We start from the raw sequence: 22,873 nt of genomic DNA on the forward strand, positions 1-22,873 counted from the left end.
CTTCTCCCAGGCAGGACTTAGAAAACGGATGATCCCTCGCTATTCCCGGCCGGAAATGGTCGCCATCTGGTCGCCCGAAACCCGCTTCCGCATCTGGTTCGAGATCGAGGCGCATGCCTGCGATGCGCTGGCAGAGCTGGGTGTCATTCCGAAGGAAGCGGCGAAGACGATCTGGGAAAAAGGCGGCGCGGCCAAATTCGACGTCGCCAAGATCGACGAGATCGAACGCGTCACCAAGCATGACGTCATCGCTTTCCTGACCCATCTCGCCGAATTCGTCGGACCGGATGCCCGCTTCATCCACCAGGGCATGACCTCGTCGGACGTGCTCGACACCTGCCTTGCGGTGCAGCTGACCCGGGCCAGCGACATCCTGCTTGCCGATATCGACGCCTTGCTTGCGGCGCTGAAGCGCCGCGCCTTCGAGCACAAGGACACCGTCACCATCGGCCGCAGCCATGGCATCCACGCCGAGCCGACCACCTTCGGCGTCAAGCTGGCGCAGGCCTTTGCCGAGTTCTCGCGCTGCCGCGAGCGGCTGGTGCACGCGCGCGAGGACATCGCCACCTGCGCCATTTCCGGCGCGGTCGGCACCTTCGCCAACATCGAGCCTTATGTCGAAGAGCATGTGGCGGCAAAGCTTGGCCTGAAGCCGGAGCCGGTGTCGACCCAGGTGATCCCGCGCGACCGCCACGCCATGTTCTTCGCCACGCTTGGCGTCATCGCCTCGTCGGTCGAACGCCTCGCCATAGAGATCCGCCATCTGCAGCGCACCGAAGTGCTGGAAGCGGAAGAGTATTTCTCGCCGGGCCAGAAGGGCTCGTCGGCTATGCCGCACAAGCGCAACCCGGTGCTGACCGAAAACCTCACCGGCCTTGCCCGGATGGTGCGCGCCTACGCCATGCCGGCGATGGAAGACGTGGCGCTCTGGCACGAGCGCGACATTTCGCATTCCTCGGTCGAGCGCATGATCGGGCCGGATGCGACGGTAACGCTGGATTTCGCGCTGTCGCGCCTGACCGGCGTCGTCGACAAGCTGCTCGTCTACCCCGAGAACATGGAGAAGAACCTCAACAAGTTCCGCGGTCTGGTGCACTCGCAGCGCGTGCTGCTGGCACTGACCCAGGCCGGCCTGTCACGCGAGGACGCCTACCGCCTGGTGCAGCGCAACGCCATGAAAGTGTGGGAACACGGCGCCGATTTCCTGGAGGAACTGCTTGCCGACAAGGACGTGACGGCGGCGCTGCCCGAAGCCGAGATCCGCGAGAAATTCGACCTCGGCTATCATACCAAGCATGTCGACACGATCTTCAAGCGGGTGTTCGGAGAGGCTTGATCTTTCCTTCGCCCCGTCTCTATACGGGGAGAAAGACGCTGTCACCGACGCCCGATCAAGCCTTCCCAGGCACCGTCCTGATCACCGTCCCCCAGGGATCCTCACGGCTCGTCTCCTCCTTCACATTGTCCGAGCGCATCTCGATCCAGGCGAGGCCTGAGCGCGACGGATCGCGGCGGCCGGCGCCGGCGCTCTGCCAGGCATTGGCGCCGATATGGTGGTGGTAATGGCCGGACGACAGGAACACCGCCTGGCCGCCATATTTGGCGACGGTGTCGAAGCCGAACTGGTCATGCCACCAGGCCTCCGCGTCCTCCGGCCGGCCGACACGCAGATGCACATGGCCGACAATGGTGTTTTCCGGCGCGCCTTGCCAGCCGGCATCGCCCGCCGGGACGCTGCCCACCACCGCCTGCAGGTTCAGCCGCTCGGTCGCCATGGCAATTCTGTCGCCGTTCCATTTCCAGTCCTGCGGGCGGCGATCGGCATAGATCTCGATGCCGTTGCCTTCCGGATCGGTGAGATAGAGCGCCTCGCTGACCAGATGGTCCGACGCACCCTCGATGCCGATACGGTTGGCGGCGGCGTGGCTGATCCAGCGGCCAAGGTCCGCGCGCGAGGGCAAAAGGAAAGCGGTGTGAAAAAGGCCGGCGCTGCGCGGATCGTCGGGCTTGGCCGACGAATCCTGTTCGAGCACCAGCAATGGCCGATTGGCTGCGCCGAGCGTGATCGCGCCGTCGGCGCGGCTCAGTTCCTGCAGGCCGACGACGGCGCGGTAATAGGCCGCCAGGCTTTCGGAATCGCGCGCCTTTAGCCCGACACGCGACACGCTGACCGGGGTGGTCGCGGCAAAAGGCAGTTCGCTCATCAAACTCTCCGTTCGGGCAGCGCTTATCCCAGCATGGGATTGTCGTGGCCGCCAGCCAGTGTTCGTTGTTCCCCTCCAAATCGTCGATTGCGATCGTTCACACAAGAGAGCAAGAATCGAACAAGTTGTTCACAATTGTGATCGCTCCGAATTTTCCGACAGGGTTGCAGCCAAGAAGGCCGCTCGCTACATCGGCGCCATGAAAGTCAAAGACGCAGATATCCTGATCGTGCCGGGCTACACCAATTCCGGCCCCGAGCACTGGCAGACCCGCTGGCAATCGAAACTGTCGACGGCGCGCCGGGTCGAGCAGGCGGAATGGACCAAACCCGTGCGTGAGGACTGGACGGCGAGCGTGGCCAACGCCGTCAACGAGGCCGAGCGGCCCGTGGTGCTTGTTGCGCACTCGCTGGGCGTGACGGCGGCGGTGCAGGCCATCCCGCAATTCAAGAAGCCGGTCGCCGGCGCGTTCTTCGTCGCGCCGCCCGACGTCTCCAATCCGGAAATCAGGCCAAGGCATCTGATGACCTTCGGCCCCTATTCGCGCGATCCCCTGCCTTTTCCGTCCATCGTGATCGCCAGCCGCAACGATCCATTCTGCGCCTTCGCAGTCGCCGAGGACATTGCCGCCGCCTGGGGATCGCTCTTCATCGATGCCGGCGAGGCCGGCCATCTCAACCACGACGCCGGCTTCGGCCCGTGGCCGGAGGGTTCGATGACTTTCGCCAAATTCCTGGCGGAGTTGAAGGAGCCGTAACGCCGGCTTCAGGAGCCGATCGAATCCCGCATGCTCTTCAGCAGCGTTTTCGCGCCGAGCGAGATCAGCGTGTGGTCCGAGCCCATGGCGAGCAGCCGAAAACCCATCGACACGACACGCCCGGCAATCGCCGGTTCGATGACATAGATCGCGGCATGCTTGCCGGCCTTGCGGGTCCGCTCGGCGATCGACGCGACCGTCTCCATCATGCTTTCCAGCGTCGAATTGATGGTGGTGCCGTTCGACCAGGCGATCGAGAAATCCGACGGACCGACGAAGATGCCGTCGATGCCGGGCGTATCTAAAATACCGTCCAGCGCCTCGAGGGCAGCCCGCGTCTCGACCATGGCGAAAGCCATGGTGCGCTGGTTCGTGTCGCGCAGCCATTCGGCATGGTCGCCCTTGCCATGGCGCGGGAAAGCATAGGTGGGGCCCCAGGAGCGTTCGCCCAGCGGCGGATATTTCATCGCGGCGGCGAATTGCCTTGCATCGGCCACGGAGTTCACCATCGGCGCGATCACCGCCTCGGCGCCGAAATCGAGCGCGCGGCTCGCCATGTCGAAGCGCCCGACCGGAATGCGCACCAGCGCCGGCTTGTTGGCGGCTAGAACCGGGACCAGGCCGCGCAGCACGCTGTCCTCATGATGGCCGCCATGCTGCATGTCGAGGGTGACGGCGTCAAAACCCTGCTTGGCGATAATTTCGACCGTGAGTGCGTCCGGCACGCCCGACCAGGCAGTGAACAGCGTTTCGTCGGCGGCCAGGCGGGACTTGAGCGACATCGAAAGTTTCCTTGTGAACAATCCGCAGTTTTGGCCGGAAACGACGCGAAGGCAAAGAAAAACCGCCCGGTTTGGCCGAGCGGTCGATTGGTCCAGTCAGAGCAATTTCAGGAGAATGCGTAACGGTTTTCCGTCCGGAATTGCGTAAAAACAAAGAGATAGGGGATGATGCCGAAGAGCGCAAAGCGGTTCTCGGACGACATCATGTCCGCACAGCCTCAGCTGTTCTTGATCTCCTCGATCGCCTGCGCCATCAGCTCGTCCATGGTGCGGCGGATCTGATGGTCGGACTGGGCGACGCCGGCCGCGTCAAAATCCGTGCGTATCTTGCGGAAAACATCGTGGTCGCCCGCTTCCTCGATATCGGAGACCACCACTTCCTTGGCATAGGCTTCGGCATCGGCGCCGGATTTGCCCAGTTTCTCGGCGGCCCACAGGCCAAGCGCCTTGTTGCGGCGCGCCGCGGCCTTGAAGCGAAGCTCCTCGTCGAAGGCGAATTTGCGCTCAAAACCCTCTTCGCGGTCTTTCATGCTGCTCATGACATCCCTCCGATCAATCCGATTCGCTTGGCGGTGAATATGTGTGGTGGGCAAGCACAAACCAAAAGGCCGCGGGCCGGTCAATATGCTTCGTCGCATGCTGCGCTGCGGCATTTCAGTCCCGAAAGCGGTTGATTCGCGGGATTTGCGGATTGAGCAAACAAGACGATTGCGATAACACCGGCATTGAACGCCGCCTTCGCCATACTAATTTAGGCAGACGGGCAGGAACCGGTCACTCGCCGCTTGCCCGCAGATCCAGAGAAAAAATCAAATGAAAAATCGCCGCCGCATTTACGAAGGCAAGGCCAAGATCCTCTATGAGGGCCCTGAGCCGGGGACGCTGATCCAGTTTTTCAAGGACGATGCCACCGCTTTCAACAAGAAGAAGCATGAAGTGGTCGATGGCAAGGGCGTGCTCAACAACCGCATTTCCGAACACATCTTCAACCACTTGAACCGGATGGGCATCCCCACCCACTTCATCCGCCGGCTCAACATGCGTGAGCAGTTGATCAAGGAAGTCGAGATCATCCCGCTCGAGGTGGTGGTTCGCAATGTCGCCGCCGGCTCGCTATCCAAGCGCCTCGGCATCGAGGAAGGCACGGTGCTGCCGCGCTCGATCATCGAATTCTACTACAAGGCCGACGCGCTCGACGACCCGATGGTGTCGGAAGAGCACATCACCGCCTTCGGCTGGGCAAGCCCCCAGGAAATCGACGACATCATGGCTTTGGCCATCCGCGTCAACGACTTCCTGTCCGGCCTGTTCCTCGGCGTCGGCATCCAGCTGGTCGACTTCAAGATCGAATGCGGCCGCCTGTTCGAGGGCGACATGATGCGCATCGTCGTCGCCGACGAGATCTCGCCGGACTCCTGCCGCCTGTGGGACGTCGCCACCCAGGACAAGCTCGACAAGGACCGTTTCCGCCGCGACATGGGCGGTCTGGTCGAAGCCTATCAGGAAGTTGCCCGCCGTCTCGGCATCATCAACGAGAACGAGCCGCCGCGCCCGACGGGCCCCGTGCTCGTCGCCTCTTCCGAGGCGCCCAAGGGCCTGAAGCACTGAACATTGACGGGCCTGCCGGACAATGGCAGGCCTTCCTAAACGACGATCTGCCCAGGAGCATCGATGAAAGCCCGTGTCACCGTAACCCTCAAGAACGGCGTCCTCGACCCGCAGGGCAAGGCGATCGAGCACGCGCTCTCCGGGCTGGGCTTCGATGGCGTCGGCCAAGTGCGGCAGGGCAAAGTGTTCGACATCGAGCTCGCCGGAACCGACAAGGCCAAGGCCGAAGCCGACCTAAAGGCCATGTGCGACAAGCTTCTTGCGAACACGGTGATCGAGAACTACGCGGTGGAGATCGCCTGACAATGAAATCAGCCGTCGTCCTCCTGCCTGGCCTCAACCGCGACCGCGACATGATCGCGGCGCTGACCAAGATTTCCGGCCAGGCGCCGGCGACCGTCTGGCAGACCGACACAGAAATCCCCGATGTCGACCTGATCGCCATCCCGGGCGGCTTCTCCTTCGGCGACTATCTGCGCTGCGGCGCCATCGCGGCGCGCATGCCGGTGATGCGGGCCGTCGCCGAAAAGGCGGCCAAGGGCGTGACCGTTATCGGCGTCTGCAACGGTTTTCAGATTCTGGTCGAGGCGGGATTGCTGCCCGGCGCCCTGATGCGCAACGCCTCGCTGAAATTCGTCTGCCGGCAGGTGAAGCTCGAGATCGCCAACGCCAACACCATATTCACCCGCGGCTACCAGCCCGGACAGGTCATCCGCTCGCCGGTGGCGCATCATGACGGCAACTATTTCGCCGATGCCGAGACGCTTGCCAGGCTAGAAGGCGAAGGCCAGGTGGTGTTCCGCTATGCGGAAAACACCAACCCCAACGGCTCGATCAACGACATTGCCGGCATCGTCAACGACAAGGGCAATGTGCTCGGCCTGATGCCGCATCCGGAAAACCTGATCGAGGCGGCGCATGGCGGCGAGGACGGACGGGCGCTTTTCCAAAGCGCGCTCGGCATCGCTGCCTGATCCTTTAACATCCTATCGGAACGCGGGGGCGGACTGACCATGAGACTGACGATTGCTCGCCTTGCTCTCCTGGCCGCCGCCGGGCTTGCCTTGGCTTCCTGCCAGTCCAGCCCCAAGACCACGCCGGTTCCCTCAGGCAAGAGCGCCTCGCTGCTCGCCATGGAACAGGTTGCCATCGCTGCGCACAAATGCTGGATCGCCAGCAAGGACCCGGCCTTCAAGCCCTACCAGATGGCCAATGAGCTCAATTCCTACAGCGGCACGCCGCGCTTCCTGCTGGTGCCCGCCAAGCATTATGGCGGCAAGCCGCTGCTGGTCGTGCAGGCGCAGGGAAATTCCCGCCGCGTCGACGTGTTCGGGCCGCTGATGAACGAGCCGCTCGGCGCGCGCATCGGTTCCGACATCGCCCGCTGGCAGGCCGGCAATCCGTCCTGCGCGGCTGCCGCCTGAGGTTGTCGTGGCCCGGTTCCTGCAGACGGCGGGACTGGCTGTCGGGCTGATTGCGCTTGTCCTGCAATTCGCCATCACCATCCCGGCATCTATGGCCGCAGGCCGTGGCCTGCTAAGCTCGATCGTCTTCTATTTCAGCTTCTTCACCATCCTGACCAACATCGCCGCTGTGATGGTGCACGCCTCGCTGCTGTCACCCGCCGGCTATGCCTGGTTCCCAGCCTTTGCCGGACCGCGGACGCGGACTGGCGTCGCCGTGGCCATGACTTTGGTTTTCATCGTCTACACCACAGTCCTGGCGAAGCTCTGGCAGCCGCGGGGTTTGTTCCTGCTCTGCGACGTCCTCTTGCACTATGTGACGCCGGCGCTGTTCGTGCTGTGGTGGCTGGTGGCGGGCGCCGATGGCAGGCGGCAGTGGAGCGACATCACCTGGTGGATGATCTATCCGGTCGCCTATCTCGCCTACGCGCTGATACGCGCGCCCTTCGCCGGAGAAATACCCTACCCATTCCTCGACGTCGCCAAGAACGGCGCCGCCAGCGTTGCCATTTCGGCGCTTGGCGTCACGGCCCTGTTCATCGCATTGTGCGTGCTCGCCGTGCTTGTCGATCACGGTATCGGCCGGTTGCGAAGAAAGCCCGCAACCCGAAGATAGACCATCATTCCCAAAATGGCCTGATGCCTTCGCTATGGGCGTCGCAGCGCGAGACGCCGATATCCTTGAGCTGCTCGTCCGTCATCTCCAGGAGCGCGAGGCGACCGCGCCGGCGCTCAAGCATGCGATCGATTTGTTTGGCGGCGGAACGGAGCACGAATACCAGGCGACCGACGAAGCCGCGACGGCTCTGTTGATCGGTCTGCGCGCCAGAAACCGGGCGAGCATAGCGAATTGTCTCGATTGTATCCATTGTCATTCTGCCTTGTTCCGATTGTACCTTCCCAATCGCGAGATCGATATGAATTGACTCATCGCGCGGTGCAATATAGAAAATTGTCACCATGACAAATTGGCTCCCCGATCTTTCCTCTGGCTCCGGTCCGCTCTACCAGCGCCTTGCTGACAGCATTGAGTCAGATATCGACAAGGGCGTCATCGATGCCGGTGCAAAACTGCCGCCGCAGCGTGACCTCGCCTATGACATCGGCACGACCGTCGGCACCATCGGCAGGGCCTATCAGCTGCTGCGCGAGCGGGGCCTTGTGAGCGGCGAGGTCGGCCGCGGCACCTATGTGCTAGGCCAGCGCGCCGCAGACCCGAAGCCGGATTTGGAACCTGCCATCCAGGGCACGCGCCCCATCGATGCGCCAAGCGGCAAGCTGCGCTTCGACAGCACCGCCGCGCCCGATGTCGGCCAGGGCGCGGTGATTGCCGACATGCTGGCACGCACGGCGCAGGAGCATCCGCACGACATTTCGAGCTACACGCGGGACTTTCCCGAACGGTGGTCCGAAGCCGGAAGCCGCTGGCTGGCACGCAATGCCTTCCGCCCCCCGCTCGATTCGATCGTGCCGACGCTGGGCACCCATGCCGCGGTCATGGCGGCGATCGCGGCGCTGACCATGCCCGGCGACTACGTGGTCTTCGAGCACCTCACCTATTCGCAGATCGCACGCAGCGCCGGGCTGATCGGCCGCCGCACGGCGCTGGTTTTGACTGATGAGGACGGTATCGACCCGGATGATTTCGAGCGCGTCTGCGCTCAGAAACATCCAAAGCTGATGTTCCTGATGCCAACCGCTAAGAACCCGACGCTGGTGACATTGTCGGCGGAGCGGCGGCAGGCGATAGCCAAGATCGCACGTGAGTACAATGTCGCGCTGATCGAGGACGATCTTTACGGCGAACTCACCGACGACCCGACACCGCTGCTGGCCGAATACGCGCCCGAGCGCACGATCGTCGCCGGCGGCCTGTCAAAGTCGGTCGCGGCAGGCGTGCGCGGCGGCTGGCTTTCCTGCCCACCGGCCTATCGCCACCGCATCCGTGTCGCGCACAAGATGATGACCGGCGGCCTGCCCTTTCTGCTGGCCGAGGTCGGCACGAGGCTGGTGATGTCGGGCCAGGCGGGCGAGATCCGCAAGCGCTGCATTGGCGAAATCCAGGTGCGCCTCGCTATCGTGCGCGAAGTGCTGGCGGGTTTTGATTTCAAGGCGCGCGACAACGTGCCCTTCGTCTGGCTGACCTTGCCGGACCCGTGGCTGTCCGGCACTTTCAAGAACGCCTGCCTGGCGCAAGGCGTGCTCATCGACGACGAGGACGAGTTCAAGGCCGGCCGCTCCGAGCAGGTCTTTCACGGCGTGCGCTTTGGCGTGTCGCAGCCGCGGCAAAGCAAGGATGTCGCCGGCGGCGTCGCCGTCATTCGCCGCCTGCTCGACGAAGGCCGCGCCGGCTACGACAGTTTTTCCTGATCAAGCTGGCGAGCTCTAGGCCCTGGCCTCCGCCGGCAGGGGCCGTTTTCCGGCTTTTTTCGTCATCCGGTGGGGTGTATCGCGCGAAAGCTTGCGATAAGAGGAGACTCAAAGAAACTCCCCTCTTCCACGGACAAAAATCGCCGCTCATGACCATTTCCAATTCCGTGCCGATCACTCCCGAGCTCGTCGCCGCGCATGGGCTGAAGCCGGACGAATACCAGCGCATCCTCGATCTGGTCGGCCGCGAGCCAAGCTTCACCGAGCTCGGCATCTTCTCGGCGATGTGGAACGAGCACTGCTCCTACAAGTCCTCCAAGAAATGGCTGCGCACGCTGCCGACCAGCGGTCCGCAGGTCATCCAGGGTCCAGGCGAGAATGCCGGCGTGGTCGACATCGGCGACGGTGACTGCGTCGTCTTCAAGATGGAGAGCCACAACCACCCCTCTTACATCGAACCTTATCAGGGTGCCGCGACCGGCGTCGGCGGCATCCTGCGCGACGTCTTCACAATGGGCGCCAGGCCGGTGGCGGCAATGAACGCGCTTCGCTTCGGCGCGCCGGATCATCCCAAGACCCGGCACCTTGTCGCGGGCGTGGTTTCGGGCGTCGGCGGCTACGGCAATTCCTTCGGCGTGCCGACCGTCGGCGGCGAAGTCAATTTCGATGCTCGCTACAACGGCAACATTCTGGTCAATGCCTTCGCGGCGGGTCTTGCCAAGACCAACGCCATCTTCCTGTCGCAGGCCAAGGGCGTCGGCCTGCCGGTCGTCTATCTCGGCGCCAAGACCGGGCGCGACGGCGTCGGCGGCGCCACCATGGCCTCGGCCGAATTCGACGACAAGATCGAGGAGAAGCGTCCGACCGTGCAGGTCGGAGATCCCTTCACCGAAAAATGCCTGCTGGAGGCCTGTCTCGAGCTGATGGCGTCGGGCGCCGTCATCGCCATCCAGGACATGGGTGCGGCCGGCCTCACCTGCTCGGCGGTCGAGATGGGCGCCAAGGGCGACCTCGGCATCGAGCTCGACCTTGACAAGGTGCCGGTGCGCGAGGAGCGCATGAGCGCCTATGAGATGATGCTGTCGGAAAGCCAGGAGCGCATGCTGATGGTGCTGCGCCCCGAGAAGGAAGAGGAAGCCGAGGCGATCTTCCGCAAATGGGGCCTCGACTTCGCCATCGTCGGCAAGACCACCGATGACCTGCGCTTCCGCGTCATCCACCAGGGTGACGAGGTCGCCAATCTGCCGATCAAGGAACTGGGCGACGAGGCGCCGGAATATGACCGCCCCTGGGTCGAGGCGAAGAAACCCACGCCGCTTGCCGCGAACGACGCGCCGAAGGCCGATGTCGCCGACGCGCTGCTCAAGATGCTGGGGGGGCCGGATCTCTCCTCGCGCCGCTGGGTGTGGGAGCAGTATGACACGCTGATCCAGGGCAATTCGCTACAGCTTCCAGGCGGCGATGCCGGCGTCGTGCGCGTCGAAGGTCACCCGACCAAGGCGCTGGCCTTTTCCTCCGACGTCACGCCGCGCTACTGCGAGGCCGATCCTTACGAAGGCGGCAAGCAGGCTGTGGCCGAATGCTGGCGCAACCTGACGGCAACGGGCGCCCTGCCGCTTGCTGCCACCGACAATCTCAATTTCGGCAATCCGGAGCGGCCGGAGATCATGGGTCAGCTCGTCGGCGCCATCAAAGGCATCGGCGATGCCTGCCGCGCGCTCGGCTTCCCGATCGTGTCGGGCAATGTCTCGCTCTACAACGAAACTAATGGCCGCGGCATCCTGCCGACCCCGACGATCGGCGGCGTCGGCCTCATCGCCGACTGGTCGAAGATGGCGCGCATCGGCTTTGCCGCCGAGGGCCAGATGATCGTGCTTGTCGGCGCGCCACCGACATGGGGCAGCCATCTCGGCCAGTCCGCCTATATGCGTGACATCCATGGCCGCGCCGACGGTCCGCCGCCGCCCGTCGACCTCGCGCATGAGAAGCGCGTCGGCGACCATGTGCGCTCGCTGATCGCTTCCGGCATCGTGACATCGGCCCACGATGTCTCCGACGGCGGCCTGGCGGTAGCGCTGGCCGAAATGGCTATGGCCTCCGGCATCGGCGCCACCATCCCCGGCCTCACCGGCACCGACCCGATTCCGGTCTGGTTCGGCGAGGACCAAGGCCGCTATCTATTGACGTTATCGATCGACCCGCAAAGCGGCGAATGGGACAGGATCCGCGAGGAGCAGAGCAAGCTCGGCATCTTCGCGCCATGGATCGGCACCACCGGCGGACGTGAATTGAAGCTGGCTGACGCACGGCCGATCCCGGTCAGTGAATTGACCGCCGCCCATGAGGGCTGGTTCCCGCGCTTCATGGATCAGGCCAGTTGACCAGAAGCATGTCTCCCGAAAGTGTGCAGCGGTTTCGGGAAAAAGACATGCCTACGACAAAAGCCCTAAATCATGTCGCATAAATCCTTTTTTATGCGACATGATTTAACCGCCAGGGCGCTGGTCGCAGTCGTCTTCTGGCCGTCTCTGTTCTTCTTCTGGTTTCTCGGACCGTTCGCCCTGTTCCTGCTGTCGACGACCTCGAGCGAGGTCTGCCCCCGGCTAGAAACCCGCGCCGAGTTCCTGGCGGCGGCAAACGGCACGCTGCCGATGCTCATCGTGCAGAGCCTGATCTACGCGGTTCCAATCGCCTGCCTCGTGCTGTGAAACAGGTTTTCTCCGGAGCCGGCGCGGGCAAAGCACATCGCGACCTGCATCAAGCTCTTTGCCGTTGCCGCCGCGGTCGGGGCGGTTTGGGACTATGGCTCGTCCTTGATCTGCGACGGCTACGGTCAGGCCTTCTTCTCAACTGCATGGCGGATGACGAGCTATGTTCCCATCGTCGGCCTGCTGATCAACGTCCCGCTCTACGTGCTGGTCTTCAGCCTCGGCCGCGCCTATTCGACGCGCGATGACATCAGCGAGGACGGTGTGGTTCATCCGAGCCCGGATAATTCCTAGGCTTCCTCCTGCGACGGAACGGCTTCAATCCGGGCTGGAAAGGTTCTAGGCTCACCCCGAGTCACACCACACAGCCTGCCCGCTTGAAACAGGATTTTGCCATGGCAATGGATGCCCACGACATCGAAAAACTGATCAAGGAAGGCATTCCCGACGCCAAAGTGACCATCCGCGATCTGGCCGGCGACGGCGATCATTATGCGGCCGAAGTGGTGGCCGAGAGTTTCCGGGGCAAAAGCCGCGTCCAGCAGCACCAGATGGTCTATGACGCGCTGAAGGGCAAGATGGGCGGTGTCCTGCATGCTCTGGCGCTGCAGACCAGCGTTCCGGACTAGTGGTTGAAATCTGACGGCTGGAACTGGAGTTGTAGGTCCCTTAGCGCGGAAATTTGCCGGGGATGACCAATTTTTTGAGTCCTTCGCGAATCCCCGTGTAGGCCTTTTCGTTGCGTTGAACCATGAGCGCGATGGCCGCCTCGGATGCCTTGTCAGGGTGACCTGAATCAAAGGGAGGAGACGGGTCGTACTCGATCCCGAGTTGGATGGCTTGCGCGACCTCCGGTCCAGCAAGTTCGGCGACGATGCGGAATGCGAAGTCAATCCCCGAAGTGACGCCGCCCGAGGTGAAGACATTGCCGTCGCGCACTACCCGCCCCTTTTCGTGACTGGCGCCGACCAAGGGGAGCAGATCGACGTAGGCCCAATGTGTCGCAGCCCTACGTCCCTTCAACAACCCGGCCGCACCAAGAAGAAAGGCGCCCATGCAAACGGAGGTTACATATTCTGCCTGCTCGCCCTGGCGGCGAATGAAGTCGACCGTCTCGAAATCGGCGAGAGCTTCCACAACGCCTGCGCCACCGGGCAGGCAAATCAGGTCTAGCGGGGGACAGCTCTGAAACGTGCAGGTGGGCATGATGCCGAGACCGCGGTCGCTCGAAACCGGTAGCATGGTCTTCGCGACAACGTGGGTTCTGGATTGAGGGAACTTGCTGGCGGCAGAGATCGAGGCAGGCGTTCCAAGCCGGCTCAAGACTTCAAACGGGCCAGTAAAATCGAGTTGCGTGATTCCAGGGAAGATCACGAAGCCGATATCGAAACCGGACATGCCGCATTCGCCTCCAAATGCCAGAACGCCGGCTTGGCGCAGCGGAGATCATCGCGCTTGGTGAAGATATGCGCAACGGGTCATAGCTCCGAGGGGGCAGATCTGGGCCGGGAGACGTCTTCCGCATCGGGCACCAAGCTCAGATTCATCACTACGAATCCACCGTCACTCGGTTTGGCCCAAACCGCGCCGACTTTTGCGCCATTGGGCCAGCGTCACGGCTAACGTCTTGTTTCAGCCAACCTATGGGTTTATTTGAAGGACATGCTTCGAGCCTGGCTCCCACAGGCATGAAAGGATTGTTCATGACCGGCATCAACGACTACATCGATAATGAAGTGAAGAGCAACGACGTCGTGCTCTTCATGAAGGGCACGCCCGGTTTCCCGCAATGCGGGTTCTCAGGCCAGGTGGTGCAGATCCTCGACTATATCGGGGCCGACTACAAAGGCGTCAACGTGCTCGACTCGGCCGAATTGCGCCAGGGCATCAAGGATTATTCCAACTGGCCGACCATCCCGCAGCTCTATGTGAAGGGCGAATTCGTCGGCGGTTGCGACATCGTGCGCGAGATGTTCCAAGCCGGTGAATTGCAGGACTTCCTGGTCGAAAAGGGCGTCAGCGTCAAAGGCGCCGCCTGATCGGATTGCGTCGGCGACCGGCCGGCGGACACTAGCTTCCGGGGCTGCCCCCACCTCGGCATTGTAGTTCTCGGATTCGAGAACGAGACGAATGGATGCGCCGGTAATCCGGCGCATGTTCGTTTGAAGAATCGGATTTCGCGGTGGACAAGCAGGCAGCAGCGCAGCAATCGGCAACAAGCTTGCCCATTCCGCGCTGGGAATTCATCGCGCTCTGCGCGGCGCTCATGGCGCTCAACTCCCTGGCCATCGACATCATGCTGCCGGCGCTTCAGCAGATCGGCGCCTCGCTCGGCGTCGAGAGCGAGAACCATCGCCAATATGTCATCACCGCCTATATGCTTGGCTTCGGCGGCGGACAGCTTTTCTTCGGACCCATTTCGGATCGCTTCGGGCGCCGTGCGCCATTGGTCTTCGGCCTGGTCGTCTACGTCGCCGCCGCGGCTGCCGCCGCCGTCGCGCCGAGTTTCGCCCTGTTGCTGACCTGCCGCCTGATACAAGGCTTCGGCGCGGCGGCGACCCGCGTCATCGCCGTCTCGATCGTGCGCGACACGTTCGAAGGGCGGCGCATGGCCGAGGTGATGTCCCTGATCTTCATGGTGTTCATGGCAATTCCGGTGGTCGCGCCCGGCATCGGCCAGTTCGTCATGCTGTTTGCCAGTTGGCATTGGATTTTCGTCACCATGGCCATCGGTGCGCTGGTCGTGTCGACGTGGGCGCTGTTGCGCCTGCCCGAGACGCTGCATCCGGAATATCGCCGACCGCTGACGGTAAGCTCCGTCGCCGGCGGCTTCCGCATCGTGCTCACCAACCGCCTCACGCTTTGCTACGCCTTTGCCAGCACCTTCATCTTCGCGGCCATGTTCGGCTTCATCAGCTCGGCCCAGCAGATCTATATCGACATCTTCCATGTCGGCGAATTGTTCCCGCTGATCTTTGCCGGCGTCGCCGGCGTGCTGGCTTTCTCGAACTATCTGAATTCGCGGCTGGTCGGACAGATCGGCATGCGCCGCCTATCGCAGGGCGCGCTGCTTGTCTTCCTGTGCATCAGCCTTGCCTGGCTCGTCGTCTCGCTCGAAATGAAAATGCCGCTCTGGCTGTTCATCGCGTTTTTTGCCGGCGCGATGCTGCCCTTCGGCGGACTTGGCGCGAATTTCAACGCTTTGGCCATGGAGCCGCTCGGCGAGCTCGCCGGCACCGCCGCGTCCATCCTGGGCTTCATGCAGACCTTCCTCGGCGCCATCATCGGCGCGCTGATCGGCCAGGCCTATAACGGCACGGTGACGCCTCTGGCCGCCGGCTTCTGCACCGTCTCGGTCGCGGCTCTGCTGATGATCCTGATCGCCGAGCGGGGCAGGATGTTCCAGCCTCACAATCCCCCTGTTTCGGGGCACATCACCGATCTGCATTAAATGCTGTATGGCCGGCAGCTTTGCCGGCCAGAGCCGGCACGGCCCCTATTCCGCCCAGAGCTCGCGTCGCAACTCGTCCCAGCTTTGCTTGTCCGGTGCCACCAGCAGGCCGCCATCGACATGCGATGGTAGGTAGGCGCTGCCGTCGACGCGCGCAACATGGCCGCCGGCTTCCTGGTGGATCAGCGCCCCGGCGAGATGATCCCAGGGCATCAGCTTGTTGTAGAGCACGAAATGGGCGTGGCCGCTGGCCAGAAGCCGGTATTCATGCGCCGCGCAGCGATAGGCGAATTGCGACAGCGTCTTGGTCTGGTTGCGGGCGAGCCGCGAGCGTTCGGGCTCGTGAAGAAACTGCCAGGAAACGGAACCGGTCATCTGCGACATCGGCACCGGCGCCGCGACGCGAACCTTCTCCAGCGCGCCATGCGCATGGCGGATATGGCTGCCGGCGCCCTTGGTCCCGATCAGCCAGTCCTTGCCGACCGGGTCATGGATGATGCCGGCGACGGTCTCGCCATTGACGACGACGCCGGCCATGACACCGAACAGCGGCACGCCGGAAGCGAAATTGAAAGTGCCGTCGACCGGATCGATAACGAAGGCAAGCGCAGCATCGCCAAGGCCGGACAGCAGCGCCGGGTTCTCGGAGCAGGCTTCCTCGCCGACCACCATGGCGTCGGGAAAGCGCTCGCGCAGCCTAGCGGTGATCAGCCTCTCGGCGTTGACGTCCGCCTCAGTGACGAGGTCGGCGGCGGATGTCTTCTGGCGCACGTCGCCCTCGCCCAGCCGGCGGAAGCGCGGCATGATTTCGGCGTTTGCGGCACCGGCGAGAAGCTCGGCCAGCCAGTCGATCGCGTTATCGTCAAATCGCATCGGAAATGTCTTGTCCTGGGTTTGCGTCGAGCCCCGCGAAGTCGAACAGCTTCCTGTCCAGGAGATGCGAGGGCCTAACATTGGCCATGGCGCGGATCATCGTGTCCTTGCGGCCCGGCATGCGCTTCTCGATGTCGTCGAGCATCGCCTTCATGGCGTTGCGCTGCAGCCCTTCCTGGCTGCCGCAGAGGTCGCACGGGATGATCGGGAATTTCATCGCGTTGGCGAATTTTTCGAGGTCGGCCTCGGCGCTATAGGCGAGCGGCCGCAGCACCATGACGTCGCCTTCGTCATTGAGGAGCTTGGGTGGCATGGCGGCGAGACGCCCGCCATGGAACAGGTTCATGAAGAAGGTTTCGAGGATGTCCTCTCGGTGATGGCCAAGCACTAGCGCCGAACACCCTTCCTCGCGCGCGATGCGGTACAGATGGCCGCGCCGCAACCGCGAGCAAAGCGAGCAATAGGTGCTGCCCTGCGGCAGCTTGTCGGTCACCACCGAATAGGTGTCCTGGTATTCGATGCGGTGCGCAATGCCGTTGGCGTTGAGATAGTCGGGCAGGATGTGCTTCGGGAAATTCGGCTGGCCCTGGTCGAGATTGCAGGCAAGCAGTTCGACCGGCAGGAGGCCGCGCCATTTGAGGTCGAGCAAAAGCGCCAGCAGGCCGTAGGAATCCTTGCCGCCCGACAGCGCCACCAGCCAGCGTTCGCCCGGCTTCACCATGGTGAAATCCTCGATCGCCTGGCGGGTGAGCCTCAACAGCCGCTTGCGCAGCTTGTTGAACTCGACCGAGGACGGCACGTCGCGGAACAGCGGGTGGAAACCGCCGTCGGTCTCATCGTCGATCGCCTCGAGGGATTTGACATCTGGCAGCATATTCATGGCGCCGGCCCCATGGTTCTGTTGGCGCCCGGCTTAGCGGACCTGACCGCCAAAGAAAAGGCCGCCTCGAAAGGCGGCCTTGGATGCACCGGCTGATTGATGTCGATCAGCGCGAGTAGAATTCGACGACCAGGTTCGGTTCCATCTGCACGGCGAACGGAACGTCCGAAAGGCCGGGAACGCGAGCGAAGGTCGCGGTCATCTTGTTGTGGTCGGCTTCGATGTAGTCCGGCACGTCGCGCTCGGCGAGAGCGACCGATTCCAGCACGATCACGAGCTGCTTCGACTTCTCGCGCACCTCGATAACGTCGCCCGGCTTGCAGCGATACGAGCCGATGTTCGTGCGCTTGCCGTTGACGTTGACATGGCCGTGGTTGACGAACTGACGGGCGGCGAAGATGGTCGGCACGAACTTGGCGCGGTAGACCACCGCGTCGAGACGCGACTCGAGCAGGCCGATCAGGTTCTCGGAGGTATCGCCCTTGCGGCGGTTGGCCTCTTCATAAACCTTGCGGAACTGCTTTTCCGAAACATCGCCATAGTGACCCTTCAGCTTCTGCTTGGCGCGCAGCTGCAGGCCGAAGTCGGAAAGCTTGCCCTTGCGGCGCTGGCCGTGCTGGCCGGGGCCGTATTCACGCTTGTTGACCGGGGACTTCGGGCGGCCCCAGATATTTTCGCCGAGACGGCGGTCGATCTTGTATTTCGCGGATTCGCGCTTGCTCATCGCATTCCCTTTCAAAACAATATACCCGGAACCCCATGGCTCCGGGCGAAGGAAACGCGCCCTCCTCTGGCCTCCGTTTTCGAGACCTGACAGGGTTTTCTACGCAAAGCGACGGAAAACCCACGGGACACGTCAAAAGAAACCACCGGGCGTCGCCACCCGGTGTTGGTGGGCCTGTTAAACAGAGATTTAACCGGTGTCAAGCTTACGGCTGGCAGCGCGGGTCGCAACCCGATAATTTCCCGCGTGGCGTGCAGTGCCGGTTGTGGCGAAGGCCGTCGGCAGCAGAGCGGCCAAGGAGCTGCCCTGCTCTGCCATCTTAATCTAAGGGACTGGAGCAGAGGAGTCCGAATTCCCATGAAGAAGTTCTTCCTTACCCTGACCGGGGCCGCTGTATTGGCGGGATCTATGGCGGTCATGACGCCGGAACCTGCCATGGCCAGGCATTGGAGCGGCCACAGGCAGATATGCCGCGTCGTGGTGACGAAAAGAGTGGTCTGGCGCCACGGCCATCGCCACGTCATCCGTTACAAGACCAAACGCTGCTGGTGGCGCCGCTAGCTCATCTTGCGCCAAAAGGGGTTGACGGAGGCCCGCGGCCGACGCCGCGGGCCTTTCATTCCATCTACGACTTCTTGCTGGGCAGACTTTTGCGCTTGGTCTCGGCGAACTCCTCGAGCTGCTTTTCGCCCATCGATTCATACATTTCGCGCGAAGCGCCTTTTAGTTCGCTCTTCTTCGTCTCGCCGCGCTTGGCGGACAGCGCTGCGCCGGCGGCCTTTTGCTGGGCTTGCGATTTGGCGGGCATGGCGATTTCTCCTTTGCTGCGGGAGAAACGCCGGGCCGAAGCGGCAGTTCCGGCGGCTACGGCCCGGCCCGTGGGCCTGCTGGAGTTGGCGATTAGGCGGCCGACCTTGGCGGGATCCTGGCAAGCCTTCCCGCGCCCGGAATGCCAGTGTAGGACGGCAGCATGAAATCCCTGAACGATCCCTCACAGGCGCTTTCCACCGGCCTTGCGAAAATCCGCGCAGAATTCCACGTGCCGGATGGATTTCCGCCTGCGGTAATCGCCGCGGCGGAGGCGGCGGCAAAGCGTGTGCCCGACCAGCATGCCGATCGCACGGCTATGCCCTTCGTCACGCTCGATCCGGCGAGTTCCACCGATCTCGACCAGGCCTTCTCGATCGAGGCCGGCGGCGGCGATCTTCTCTTGCACTATGCCATTGCCGATGTGGCCTGGTTCGTCGAGGACGGCGACGCGATTGATCTCGAAGCCTGGGGCCGGGGCGAGACACTTTACTTGCCGGACGGCAGGGCCGGGCTCTACCCGCCGGTGCTCGCCGAGGCCGCGGCAAGCCTGTTGCCCGATGGGCCGCGTCCGGCAGTCGTCTTCACCGTTCGGGTCGCCGAGGACGGTGCGGTGAAATTGGATGGCGCGGAGCGCGCCATCATCCAAAGCCGCGCCAAGCTCGCCTATGACAGCGTGCGGGCCGCCGACGTTCCGGCCGGCTTCGCGGAACTGGCGCGGCGCATGGCGGCAAACGAACAGCGCCGCGGCGCTTCGCGCGTAGATCCGCCAGAGCAGGAGGTGCAAAGGCTCGCCGACGGCACGTTCCGGCTTTCGTTCAGGCCGCTGCTGCAATCCGAGCAGGACAATGCGGCACTTTCGCTGGCCGCCAATATGGCGATTGCCGACGCCATGCTGGCCCACAAGACCGGATTGTTCCGGGTGATGTCGGGGCCGGACGCCTCCAAGGTGCAAAGGCTGCGCAACGCGGCACAGGCGCTCGGCCTGTCCTGGCCGGCCTCCACCAGCTTGCGCGACTATCAACGCACACTCGATCCGGCCGACCCGAAACAGGCGGCGCTGATGCTGGAAATCCGCCGTGCGGGCAACGGTGCGTCCTACCAGCCTTATCAGGAGGGCGTCGTGCCCTGGCATGAAGCGATGGCCGCGACCTACGCGCACGCCACCGCGCCGCTCAGGCGGCTGGCCGACCGTTACGTCCTGCGCTGCGCGCTGGCGATCGCCAATGGCCAGCCCGTGCCGCAGGCCGTCACCGGCGCCTTCGCCAGATTGCCGAAGGTGATGGGGCGCGCGGATGCCCGCGCCTCGCAGATCAGCCACGCGGCAATCGACCTTGCCGAGGCGGTGATGCTCAAGGGACATGAGGGCGAGACGTTCGAGGCCGTCGTCACCGACTTCGTCGACCGTGGCGTGCGCGTGCAGCTTGCCGACATGCCGGTGGTTGCCAGCGTGAAAGCCTCCGGGCTCAGGCAAGGCGACGGCATGACGCTAAGGCTGGTTTCGGCCGATCCGGATCAACGCAGCATCGTCTTCGAACCTGCCGCGCCGGCTTGAGCGCTAAGGCGCGGTCAGTCCAAAACCCTGGATCAGCCGCCTCGTGGCGAAATCCACCTTGCCCGAGGTGAAAACAGCAAGATCCGGCTCGCTTTCGCCGGATGTCTCCCCAACGGGTTCAAGCAGCGACATGGCGCGCCGCGCGATCGCCTCGGCGGGATCTATCCAGTCGACCGGCCAGGGCGCGGTCTTGCGCATGCGGTTGGCGAGAAACGGGTAGTGCGTGCAGGCAAGCACGACGATGTCGGTGCGGTTGCCGTCGCGCTCGATGAAGCAGGGCGCAATTTCGGCGCGCACGGCTTCCTCGTCGACGAAACCCTGGCGCATATAGATCTCGGCGAGCCCCGCCAGCCGGTCGCTGCCGACCAGGCGCACATGGCATTTCTGCGCCCATTTGCTGATCAGGTCGCGCGTGTATTGGCGCTTCACGGTGCCCGGCGTCGCCAGCACCGACACCAGGCCGGAGCGGGTGCGTTCGGCCGCCGGCTTGATTGCCGGAACGGTGCCGACAAAGGGATGGCCGGGGAATTTATCGCGCAGCGCATCGATCACCAGCGTCGACGCTGTATTGCAGGCAATGACCGAAATCGCCGGCTGGAGCCGGTCGAGCAATTTGCCGAACAGTGCAAGGATGTGTTCCTGGAGCGCCGGTTCCTCCCAGGCGCCATAGGGAAAAGCCGCGTCGTCGGCGACATAGACGAAGCGGCGGTCGGGCATCAGCACGCGCGCCTCGCGCAGCACGGTCAGCCCGCCGACGCCGGAATCGAACATCAGGATCGGGCGCTGGCTTGATCGATCGCTCATTGTCATCCGGTTATGAGAAACGACAGGCCCGGAATTGGACCGACGCGCTTCTATCGCGAATGATCATGGTCTTGAAGAGGCGAATGCGAGCAGCTTTTGCGCAGTCGCTAGAACATGATGCCGAAAAGTGCCAAGCGGTTTTCGGACGACATCATGCTCTATCTCACTCATATCCCACGCTTGCCAAAGCCGGCGGGGCGCGGCCTGCCGAAGGGCTGCGGCGCGGGCGGGATGAGTGCGGCTGAAGCGCCAACCGCGGCGCGTGGAGCGGCCGGCACAGCGGCGCGTGCAGCGCGCGTCGATGCCGGCAGCGGGCCATCGAAGTCGAAAAAATCGGTCAATTCATCGATGTTGCTGCCCGCGACGGGCTTCGCCCACCAAATCGTGCACCAGAGGCCGAATACCGAAAACCCAAGCAGGTTCAGCCCGCCCGGAATGCTCTCGGGGTCGTCGAATTTGACGACCAGCAGCACGCCTGCCTGCAGAAGGGCATAGACAGCCGAAAGGGCGATGTAGGCCCACAGGATCCAGCGGCGTCCGTTGGCGTCGCGGGTGCGGCGCGAGGCGATGTTGCCGCGCAGCGCGACAAAGATGAGAGAGGCGATGAGGACCGCGCCTGCCATGCCCTGGCGCGACGAACCAGGCCCTGAATTGAGCAGCCCTTCGAAACCGATCGTGCTGACAATGCAGATGACGATCACCGCAGTTTCGGCTACGGCGAGACCGAGAGAGTAAAGGAAAAAGCGCAGTCGACCAATATTGGACGTAAACATGTGCCACCCCCACTATTGCAGCAAGGATGATGCGCAACCGAATAAAATTCGGTTACTTCAAATGCTCACAGCTTACCGATCTTAACTTTCTTCGTCTTTGGCGCGACTGCGCGCGGCGGCCGGCAACCGCCTTGGATCGTCCCCGGGCGAGCCATCGCCCCGCGGCATGGCCGGCGAGAACCGGTCGAGCGACGAGATGATTCCGCGCAGCACCTTGAGCTCGGGCTCGGCGAAGCCCGCGCGCGTCAGCACTGCGCGCAGATTGTCGACCATCTTCGGCTTCTTTTCTTCGGGGCGAAAATAGCCGCGCGCTTCCAGCGCGTTCTCGAGGTAGGCGAACAGGCTGTGCAGCTGCTCCTTGGGCGCCGGCGCCAGCTCCGGCCCGGAGAAGTTGGTCTGGGTCTCGTCGGCGAGGCCGGATTTCATCCATTCATAGGACATCAAAAGCACCGCCTGGGCGATGTTGAGTGAGGAAAAGCCGGGATCGACCGGAAAGGTGACGATCTCGTCGGCAAGCCCGACCTCGTCATTGTAAAGGCCGAAGCGCTCGCGGCCGAACAGGATACCGGTGCGCAGCCCGGCCTCGCTGCGCGCCCTGAGCGCCCTGCCCGCTTCCACCGGACCGCGCACCGGCTTGAAGCCGTCGCGCTCGCGCGCTGTCGTGGCGAAGACGAAGTTCAGGTCGGCGACCGCCGAGGGCAGATCGTCGAAGACCCTGGTGGCGTCGATGACGTGGTCGGCGCGGCTGGCCGCCGCGCGCGCCTTCTCGCTCGGCCAGCCGTCGCGCGGGTTGACCAGCCTGAGCTCGGACAAGCCGAAATTCGCCATCGCCCGCGCGACCATGCCTATATTCTCGCCGAGCTGCGGCTCGACCAGGATGATCGCCGGTCCGGCGGAAGCGGTCTTGGTTGTGTCTTCTGTGGCTGGCATGGCTATGGGTAACCGGGGTTTGCGGCGTTTCGGCGTCCCCTGCCACATCCGGATCGGAAAATGAAGCATTCACAACAGCGGCACCCGTCTGCCCCGGCGCGGATCGCGGTTTGCGCGCTGAAAAAGCCTTTGATATACGCTCCGCATCCCCGGCCGAAGCCATGTGGGCAAGGCCGTTCAGATC

The 22,873-nt window shown here is 63.3% G+C and carries 28 protein-coding genes; 16 read left to right on the forward strand and 12 right to left on the reverse strand.

Features of this window, described 5'->3' with window-relative positions; all coding sequences use genetic code 11:
* The first annotated feature begins 28 nt into the window (after positions 1 to 28).
* The gene (gene purB / locus FJ423_RS06260; RefSeq protein ID WP_140840145.1) at positions 29 to 1,336 is read left to right on the forward strand and encodes an adenylosuccinate lyase; all 1,308 of its coding nucleotides are present in this window, start codon (positions 29 to 31) and stop codon (positions 1,334 to 1,336) included.
* A 55-nt stretch (positions 1,337 to 1,391) separates the two neighbouring features.
* Here purB and FJ423_RS06265 read toward each other — a convergent pair whose 3' ends face one another.
* Positions 1,392 to 2,204, reverse strand: a complete 813-nt coding sequence (locus FJ423_RS06265; protein ID WP_140840147.1) for a VOC family protein — start codon at positions 2,202 to 2,204, stop codon at positions 1,392 to 1,394.
* A gap of 199 nt (positions 2,205 to 2,403) precedes the next feature.
* Here FJ423_RS06265 and FJ423_RS06270 point away from each other — a divergent pair, with 199 nt between their 5' ends.
* Entirely contained in the window at positions 2,404 to 2,961 is a 558-nt protein-coding gene (locus FJ423_RS06270; RefSeq protein WP_140840150.1) for an alpha/beta hydrolase, read from the forward strand.
* Positions 2,962 to 2,969: 8 nt separating this feature from the next.
* Here FJ423_RS06270 and FJ423_RS06275 read toward each other — a convergent pair whose 3' ends face one another.
* Both FJ423_RS06275 and FJ423_RS06280 read right to left on the reverse strand, forming a co-directional pair.
* Positions 2,970 to 3,743: an HpcH/HpaI aldolase/citrate lyase family protein gene (locus FJ423_RS06275; RefSeq protein ID WP_095765209.1), complete on the reverse strand. Its 774-nt coding sequence runs from the start codon at positions 3,741 to 3,743 to the stop codon at positions 2,970 to 2,972.
* A 218-nt stretch (positions 3,744 to 3,961) separates the two neighbouring features.
* Positions 3,962 to 4,282: a DUF1476 domain-containing protein gene (locus FJ423_RS06280; protein ID WP_095765208.1), complete on the reverse strand. Its 321-nt coding sequence runs from the start codon at positions 4,280 to 4,282 to the stop codon at positions 3,962 to 3,964.
* A 274-nt stretch (positions 4,283 to 4,556) separates the two neighbouring features.
* Here FJ423_RS06280 and purC point away from each other — a divergent pair, with 274 nt between their 5' ends.
* The 5 genes from purC (at position 4,557) to FJ423_RS06305 (ending at position 7,430) form a co-directional block, all read left to right on the forward strand.
* Positions 4,557 to 5,351 carry a phosphoribosylaminoimidazolesuccinocarboxamide synthase gene (purC, locus tag FJ423_RS06285; RefSeq protein ID WP_040995384.1) on the forward strand — a complete coding sequence of 265 codons (795 nt, stop codon included), beginning with the start codon at positions 4,557 to 4,559 and terminating at the stop codon, positions 5,349 to 5,351.
* 63 nt (positions 5,352 to 5,414) lie between these two features.
* Positions 5,415 to 5,654, forward strand: coding sequence for a phosphoribosylformylglycinamidine synthase subunit PurS (gene purS / locus FJ423_RS06290; RefSeq protein ID WP_140840152.1), 240 nt, complete (start codon positions 5,415 to 5,417; stop codon positions 5,652 to 5,654).
* A gap of 2 nt (positions 5,655 to 5,656) precedes the next feature.
* Positions 5,657 to 6,325, forward strand: a complete 669-nt coding sequence (gene purQ, locus FJ423_RS06295) for a phosphoribosylformylglycinamidine synthase subunit PurQ (protein WP_140840154.1) — start codon at positions 5,657 to 5,659, stop codon at positions 6,323 to 6,325.
* A gap of 39 nt (positions 6,326 to 6,364) precedes the next feature.
* Positions 6,365 to 6,775, forward strand: a complete 411-nt coding sequence (locus FJ423_RS06300) for a hypothetical protein (protein ID WP_140840156.1) — start codon at positions 6,365 to 6,367, stop codon at positions 6,773 to 6,775.
* Between the two features lie 7 nt (positions 6,776 to 6,782).
* A complete protein-coding gene (locus tag FJ423_RS06305; RefSeq protein WP_140840158.1) occupies positions 6,783 to 7,430 on the forward strand; it encodes a Pr6Pr family membrane protein in 648 nt (215 codons plus the stop codon).
* A gap of 4 nt (positions 7,431 to 7,434) precedes the next feature.
* On the opposite strand, the gene FJ423_RS06310 is transcribed toward FJ423_RS06305, so the two are convergent.
* Complete coding sequence (locus tag FJ423_RS06310) at positions 7,435 to 7,683, reverse strand: DUF1127 domain-containing protein (protein WP_140840534.1); 249 nt, start codon at positions 7,681 to 7,683, stop codon at positions 7,435 to 7,437.
* Positions 7,684 to 7,774: 91 nt separating this feature from the next.
* On the opposite strand from FJ423_RS06310, the gene FJ423_RS06315 reads away from it, so the two are divergent.
* From FJ423_RS06315 to FJ423_RS06330, 5 genes are all read left to right on the forward strand, one after another.
* Entirely contained in the window at positions 7,775 to 9,184 is a 1,410-nt protein-coding gene (locus FJ423_RS06315) for a PLP-dependent aminotransferase family protein (RefSeq protein WP_140840160.1), read from the forward strand.
* Between the two features lie 149 nt (positions 9,185 to 9,333).
* Positions 9,334 to 11,565 (forward strand): phosphoribosylformylglycinamidine synthase subunit PurL, encoded by a 2,232-nt coding sequence (gene purL / locus FJ423_RS06320; RefSeq protein WP_140840162.1) that lies wholly within the window; start codon positions 9,334 to 9,336, stop codon positions 11,563 to 11,565.
* A 93-nt stretch (positions 11,566 to 11,658) separates the two neighbouring features.
* Complete coding sequence (locus tag FJ423_RS34755) at positions 11,659 to 11,892, forward strand: hypothetical protein (RefSeq protein ID WP_348642877.1); 234 nt, start codon at positions 11,659 to 11,661, stop codon at positions 11,890 to 11,892.
* A gap of 153 nt (positions 11,893 to 12,045) precedes the next feature.
* The gene (locus FJ423_RS34760; RefSeq protein ID WP_348642878.1) at positions 12,046 to 12,186 is read left to right on the forward strand and encodes a hypothetical protein; all 141 of its coding nucleotides are present in this window, start codon (positions 12,046 to 12,048) and stop codon (positions 12,184 to 12,186) included.
* Between the two features lie 101 nt (positions 12,187 to 12,287).
* A complete protein-coding gene (locus FJ423_RS06330) occupies positions 12,288 to 12,521 on the forward strand; it encodes a BolA family transcriptional regulator (RefSeq protein ID WP_040995401.1) in 234 nt (77 codons plus the stop codon).
* A 40-nt stretch (positions 12,522 to 12,561) separates the two neighbouring features.
* On the opposite strand, the gene FJ423_RS06335 is transcribed toward FJ423_RS06330, so the two are convergent.
* Positions 12,562 to 13,290, reverse strand: a complete 729-nt coding sequence (locus tag FJ423_RS06335) for a DJ-1/PfpI family protein (protein WP_140840164.1) — start codon at positions 13,288 to 13,290, stop codon at positions 12,562 to 12,564.
* Positions 13,291 to 13,595: 305 nt separating this feature from the next.
* Here FJ423_RS06335 and grxD point away from each other — a divergent pair, with 305 nt between their 5' ends.
* Positions 13,596 to 13,931: a Grx4 family monothiol glutaredoxin gene (grxD, locus tag FJ423_RS06340; protein ID WP_059185116.1), complete on the forward strand. Its 336-nt coding sequence runs from the start codon at positions 13,596 to 13,598 to the stop codon at positions 13,929 to 13,931.
* A gap of 143 nt (positions 13,932 to 14,074) precedes the next feature.
* Complete coding sequence (locus FJ423_RS06345) at positions 14,075 to 15,343, forward strand: multidrug effflux MFS transporter (protein WP_140840166.1); 1,269 nt, start codon at positions 14,075 to 14,077, stop codon at positions 15,341 to 15,343.
* A gap of 45 nt (positions 15,344 to 15,388) precedes the next feature.
* On the opposite strand, the gene FJ423_RS06350 is transcribed toward FJ423_RS06345, so the two are convergent.
* From FJ423_RS06350 to rpsD, 3 genes are all read right to left on the reverse strand, one after another.
* Positions 15,389 to 16,216 carry an inositol monophosphatase family protein gene (locus FJ423_RS06350; protein ID WP_140840168.1) on the reverse strand — a complete coding sequence of 276 codons (828 nt, stop codon included), beginning with the start codon at positions 16,214 to 16,216 and terminating at the stop codon, positions 15,389 to 15,391.
* Entirely contained in the window at positions 16,206 to 17,090 is an 885-nt protein-coding gene (ttcA, locus tag FJ423_RS06355) for a tRNA 2-thiocytidine(32) synthetase TtcA (RefSeq protein WP_181174740.1), read from the reverse strand. The genes FJ423_RS06350 and ttcA overlap by 11 nt, the downstream gene beginning before the upstream one ends.
* 112 nt (positions 17,091 to 17,202) lie before the next feature.
* Complete coding sequence (rpsD, locus tag FJ423_RS06360; RefSeq protein WP_140840172.1) at positions 17,203 to 17,820, reverse strand: 30S ribosomal protein S4; 618 nt, start codon at positions 17,818 to 17,820, stop codon at positions 17,203 to 17,205.
* A gap of 357 nt (positions 17,821 to 18,177) precedes the next feature.
* On the opposite strand from rpsD, the gene FJ423_RS06365 reads away from it, so the two are divergent.
* Positions 18,178 to 18,381 carry a hypothetical protein gene (locus tag FJ423_RS06365; RefSeq protein ID WP_140542642.1) on the forward strand — a complete coding sequence of 68 codons (204 nt, stop codon included), beginning with the start codon at positions 18,178 to 18,180 and terminating at the stop codon, positions 18,379 to 18,381.
* A 64-nt stretch (positions 18,382 to 18,445) separates the two neighbouring features.
* On the opposite strand, the gene FJ423_RS06370 is transcribed toward FJ423_RS06365, so the two are convergent.
* Entirely contained in the window at positions 18,446 to 18,628 is a 183-nt protein-coding gene (locus tag FJ423_RS06370; RefSeq protein WP_140840174.1) for a DUF3008 family protein, read from the reverse strand.
* Positions 18,629 to 18,790: 162 nt separating this feature from the next.
* Here FJ423_RS06370 and FJ423_RS06375 point away from each other — a divergent pair, with 162 nt between their 5' ends.
* Positions 18,791 to 20,182 carry an RNB domain-containing ribonuclease gene (locus tag FJ423_RS06375; protein ID WP_140840176.1) on the forward strand — a complete coding sequence of 464 codons (1,392 nt, stop codon included), beginning with the start codon at positions 18,791 to 18,793 and terminating at the stop codon, positions 20,180 to 20,182.
* A 3-nt stretch (positions 20,183 to 20,185) separates the two neighbouring features.
* On the opposite strand, the gene murI is transcribed toward FJ423_RS06375, so the two are convergent.
* The 3 genes from murI to FJ423_RS06390 all read right to left on the reverse strand — a co-directional run bounded on the left by murI (position 20,186) and on the right by FJ423_RS06390 (position 22,689).
* Positions 20,186 to 20,986 (reverse strand): glutamate racemase, encoded by an 801-nt coding sequence (gene murI, locus FJ423_RS06380; protein WP_140840178.1) that lies wholly within the window; start codon positions 20,984 to 20,986, stop codon positions 20,186 to 20,188.
* A 167-nt stretch (positions 20,987 to 21,153) separates the two neighbouring features.
* A complete protein-coding gene (locus tag FJ423_RS06385; RefSeq protein ID WP_140840180.1) occupies positions 21,154 to 21,759 on the reverse strand; it encodes a hypothetical protein in 606 nt (201 codons plus the stop codon).
* A gap of 81 nt (positions 21,760 to 21,840) precedes the next feature.
* Entirely contained in the window at positions 21,841 to 22,689 is an 849-nt protein-coding gene (locus tag FJ423_RS06390) for an RNA methyltransferase (RefSeq protein ID WP_140840182.1), read from the reverse strand.
* Positions 22,690 to 22,873: the final 184 nt, after the last annotated feature.

Origin of the sequence: Mesorhizobium sp. B2-8-9 (genome assembly GCF_006439475.1) — a bacterium.
GTDB lineage: Bacteria > Pseudomonadota > Alphaproteobacteria > Rhizobiales > Rhizobiaceae > Mesorhizobium.

Coding starts and splice junctions, on each gene's coding strand:
- purB (WP_140840145.1), top strand. CDS start 29: ATGATCCCTCGCTATTCCCGGCCGGAAATGGTCGCCATCTGGTCGCCC.
- FJ423_RS06265 (WP_140840147.1), bottom strand. CDS start 2,204: ATGAGCGAACTGCCTTTTGCCGCGACCACCCCGGTCAGCGTGTCGCGT.
- FJ423_RS06270 (WP_140840150.1), top strand. CDS start 2,404: ATGAAAGTCAAAGACGCAGATATCCTGATCGTGCCGGGCTACACCAAT.
- FJ423_RS06275 (WP_095765209.1), bottom strand. CDS start 3,743: ATGTCGCTCAAGTCCCGCCTGGCCGCCGACGAAACGCTGTTCACTGCC.
- FJ423_RS06280 (WP_095765208.1), bottom strand. CDS start 4,282: ATGAGCAGCATGAAAGACCGCGAAGAGGGTTTTGAGCGCAAATTCGCC.
- purC (WP_040995384.1), top strand. CDS start 4,557: ATGAAAAATCGCCGCCGCATTTACGAAGGCAAGGCCAAGATCCTCTAT.
- purS (WP_140840152.1), top strand. CDS start 5,415: ATGAAAGCCCGTGTCACCGTAACCCTCAAGAACGGCGTCCTCGACCCG.
- purQ (WP_140840154.1), top strand. CDS start 5,657: ATGAAATCAGCCGTCGTCCTCCTGCCTGGCCTCAACCGCGACCGCGAC.
- FJ423_RS06300 (WP_140840156.1), top strand. CDS start 6,365: ATGAGACTGACGATTGCTCGCCTTGCTCTCCTGGCCGCCGCCGGGCTT.
- FJ423_RS06310 (WP_140840534.1), bottom strand. CDS start 7,683: ATGGATACAATCGAGACAATTCGCTATGCTCGCCCGGTTTCTGGCGCG.
- FJ423_RS06315 (WP_140840160.1), top strand. CDS start 7,775: ATGACAAATTGGCTCCCCGATCTTTCCTCTGGCTCCGGTCCGCTCTAC.
- purL (WP_140840162.1), top strand. CDS start 9,334: ATGACCATTTCCAATTCCGTGCCGATCACTCCCGAGCTCGTCGCCGCG.
- FJ423_RS34755 (WP_348642877.1), top strand. CDS start 11,659: ATGCGACATGATTTAACCGCCAGGGCGCTGGTCGCAGTCGTCTTCTGG.
- FJ423_RS34760 (WP_348642878.1), top strand. CDS start 12,046: ATGACGAGCTATGTTCCCATCGTCGGCCTGCTGATCAACGTCCCGCTC.
- FJ423_RS06330 (WP_040995401.1), top strand. CDS start 12,288: ATGGCAATGGATGCCCACGACATCGAAAAACTGATCAAGGAAGGCATT.
- FJ423_RS06335 (WP_140840164.1), bottom strand. CDS start 13,290: ATGTCCGGTTTCGATATCGGCTTCGTGATCTTCCCTGGAATCACGCAA.
- grxD (WP_059185116.1), top strand. CDS start 13,596: ATGACCGGCATCAACGACTACATCGATAATGAAGTGAAGAGCAACGAC.
- FJ423_RS06350 (WP_140840168.1), bottom strand. CDS start 16,216: ATGCGATTTGACGATAACGCGATCGACTGGCTGGCCGAGCTTCTCGCC.
- ttcA (WP_181174740.1), bottom strand. CDS start 17,090: ATGCTGCCAGATGTCAAATCCCTCGAGGCGATCGACGATGAGACCGAC.
- rpsD (WP_140840172.1), bottom strand. CDS start 17,820: ATGAGCAAGCGCGAATCCGCGAAATACAAGATCGACCGCCGTCTCGGC.
- FJ423_RS06365 (WP_140542642.1), top strand. CDS start 18,178: ATGAAGAAGTTCTTCCTTACCCTGACCGGGGCCGCTGTATTGGCGGGA.
- FJ423_RS06370 (WP_140840174.1), bottom strand. CDS start 18,628: ATGCCCGCCAAATCGCAAGCCCAGCAAAAGGCCGCCGGCGCAGCGCTG.
- FJ423_RS06375 (WP_140840176.1), top strand. CDS start 18,791: ATGAAATCCCTGAACGATCCCTCACAGGCGCTTTCCACCGGCCTTGCG.
- murI (WP_140840178.1), bottom strand. CDS start 20,986: ATGAGCGATCGATCAAGCCAGCGCCCGATCCTGATGTTCGATTCCGGC.
- FJ423_RS06385 (WP_140840180.1), bottom strand. CDS start 21,759: ATGTTTACGTCCAATATTGGTCGACTGCGCTTTTTCCTTTACTCTCTC.
- FJ423_RS06390 (WP_140840182.1), bottom strand. CDS start 22,689: ATGCCAGCCACAGAAGACACAACCAAGACCGCTTCCGCCGGACCGGCG.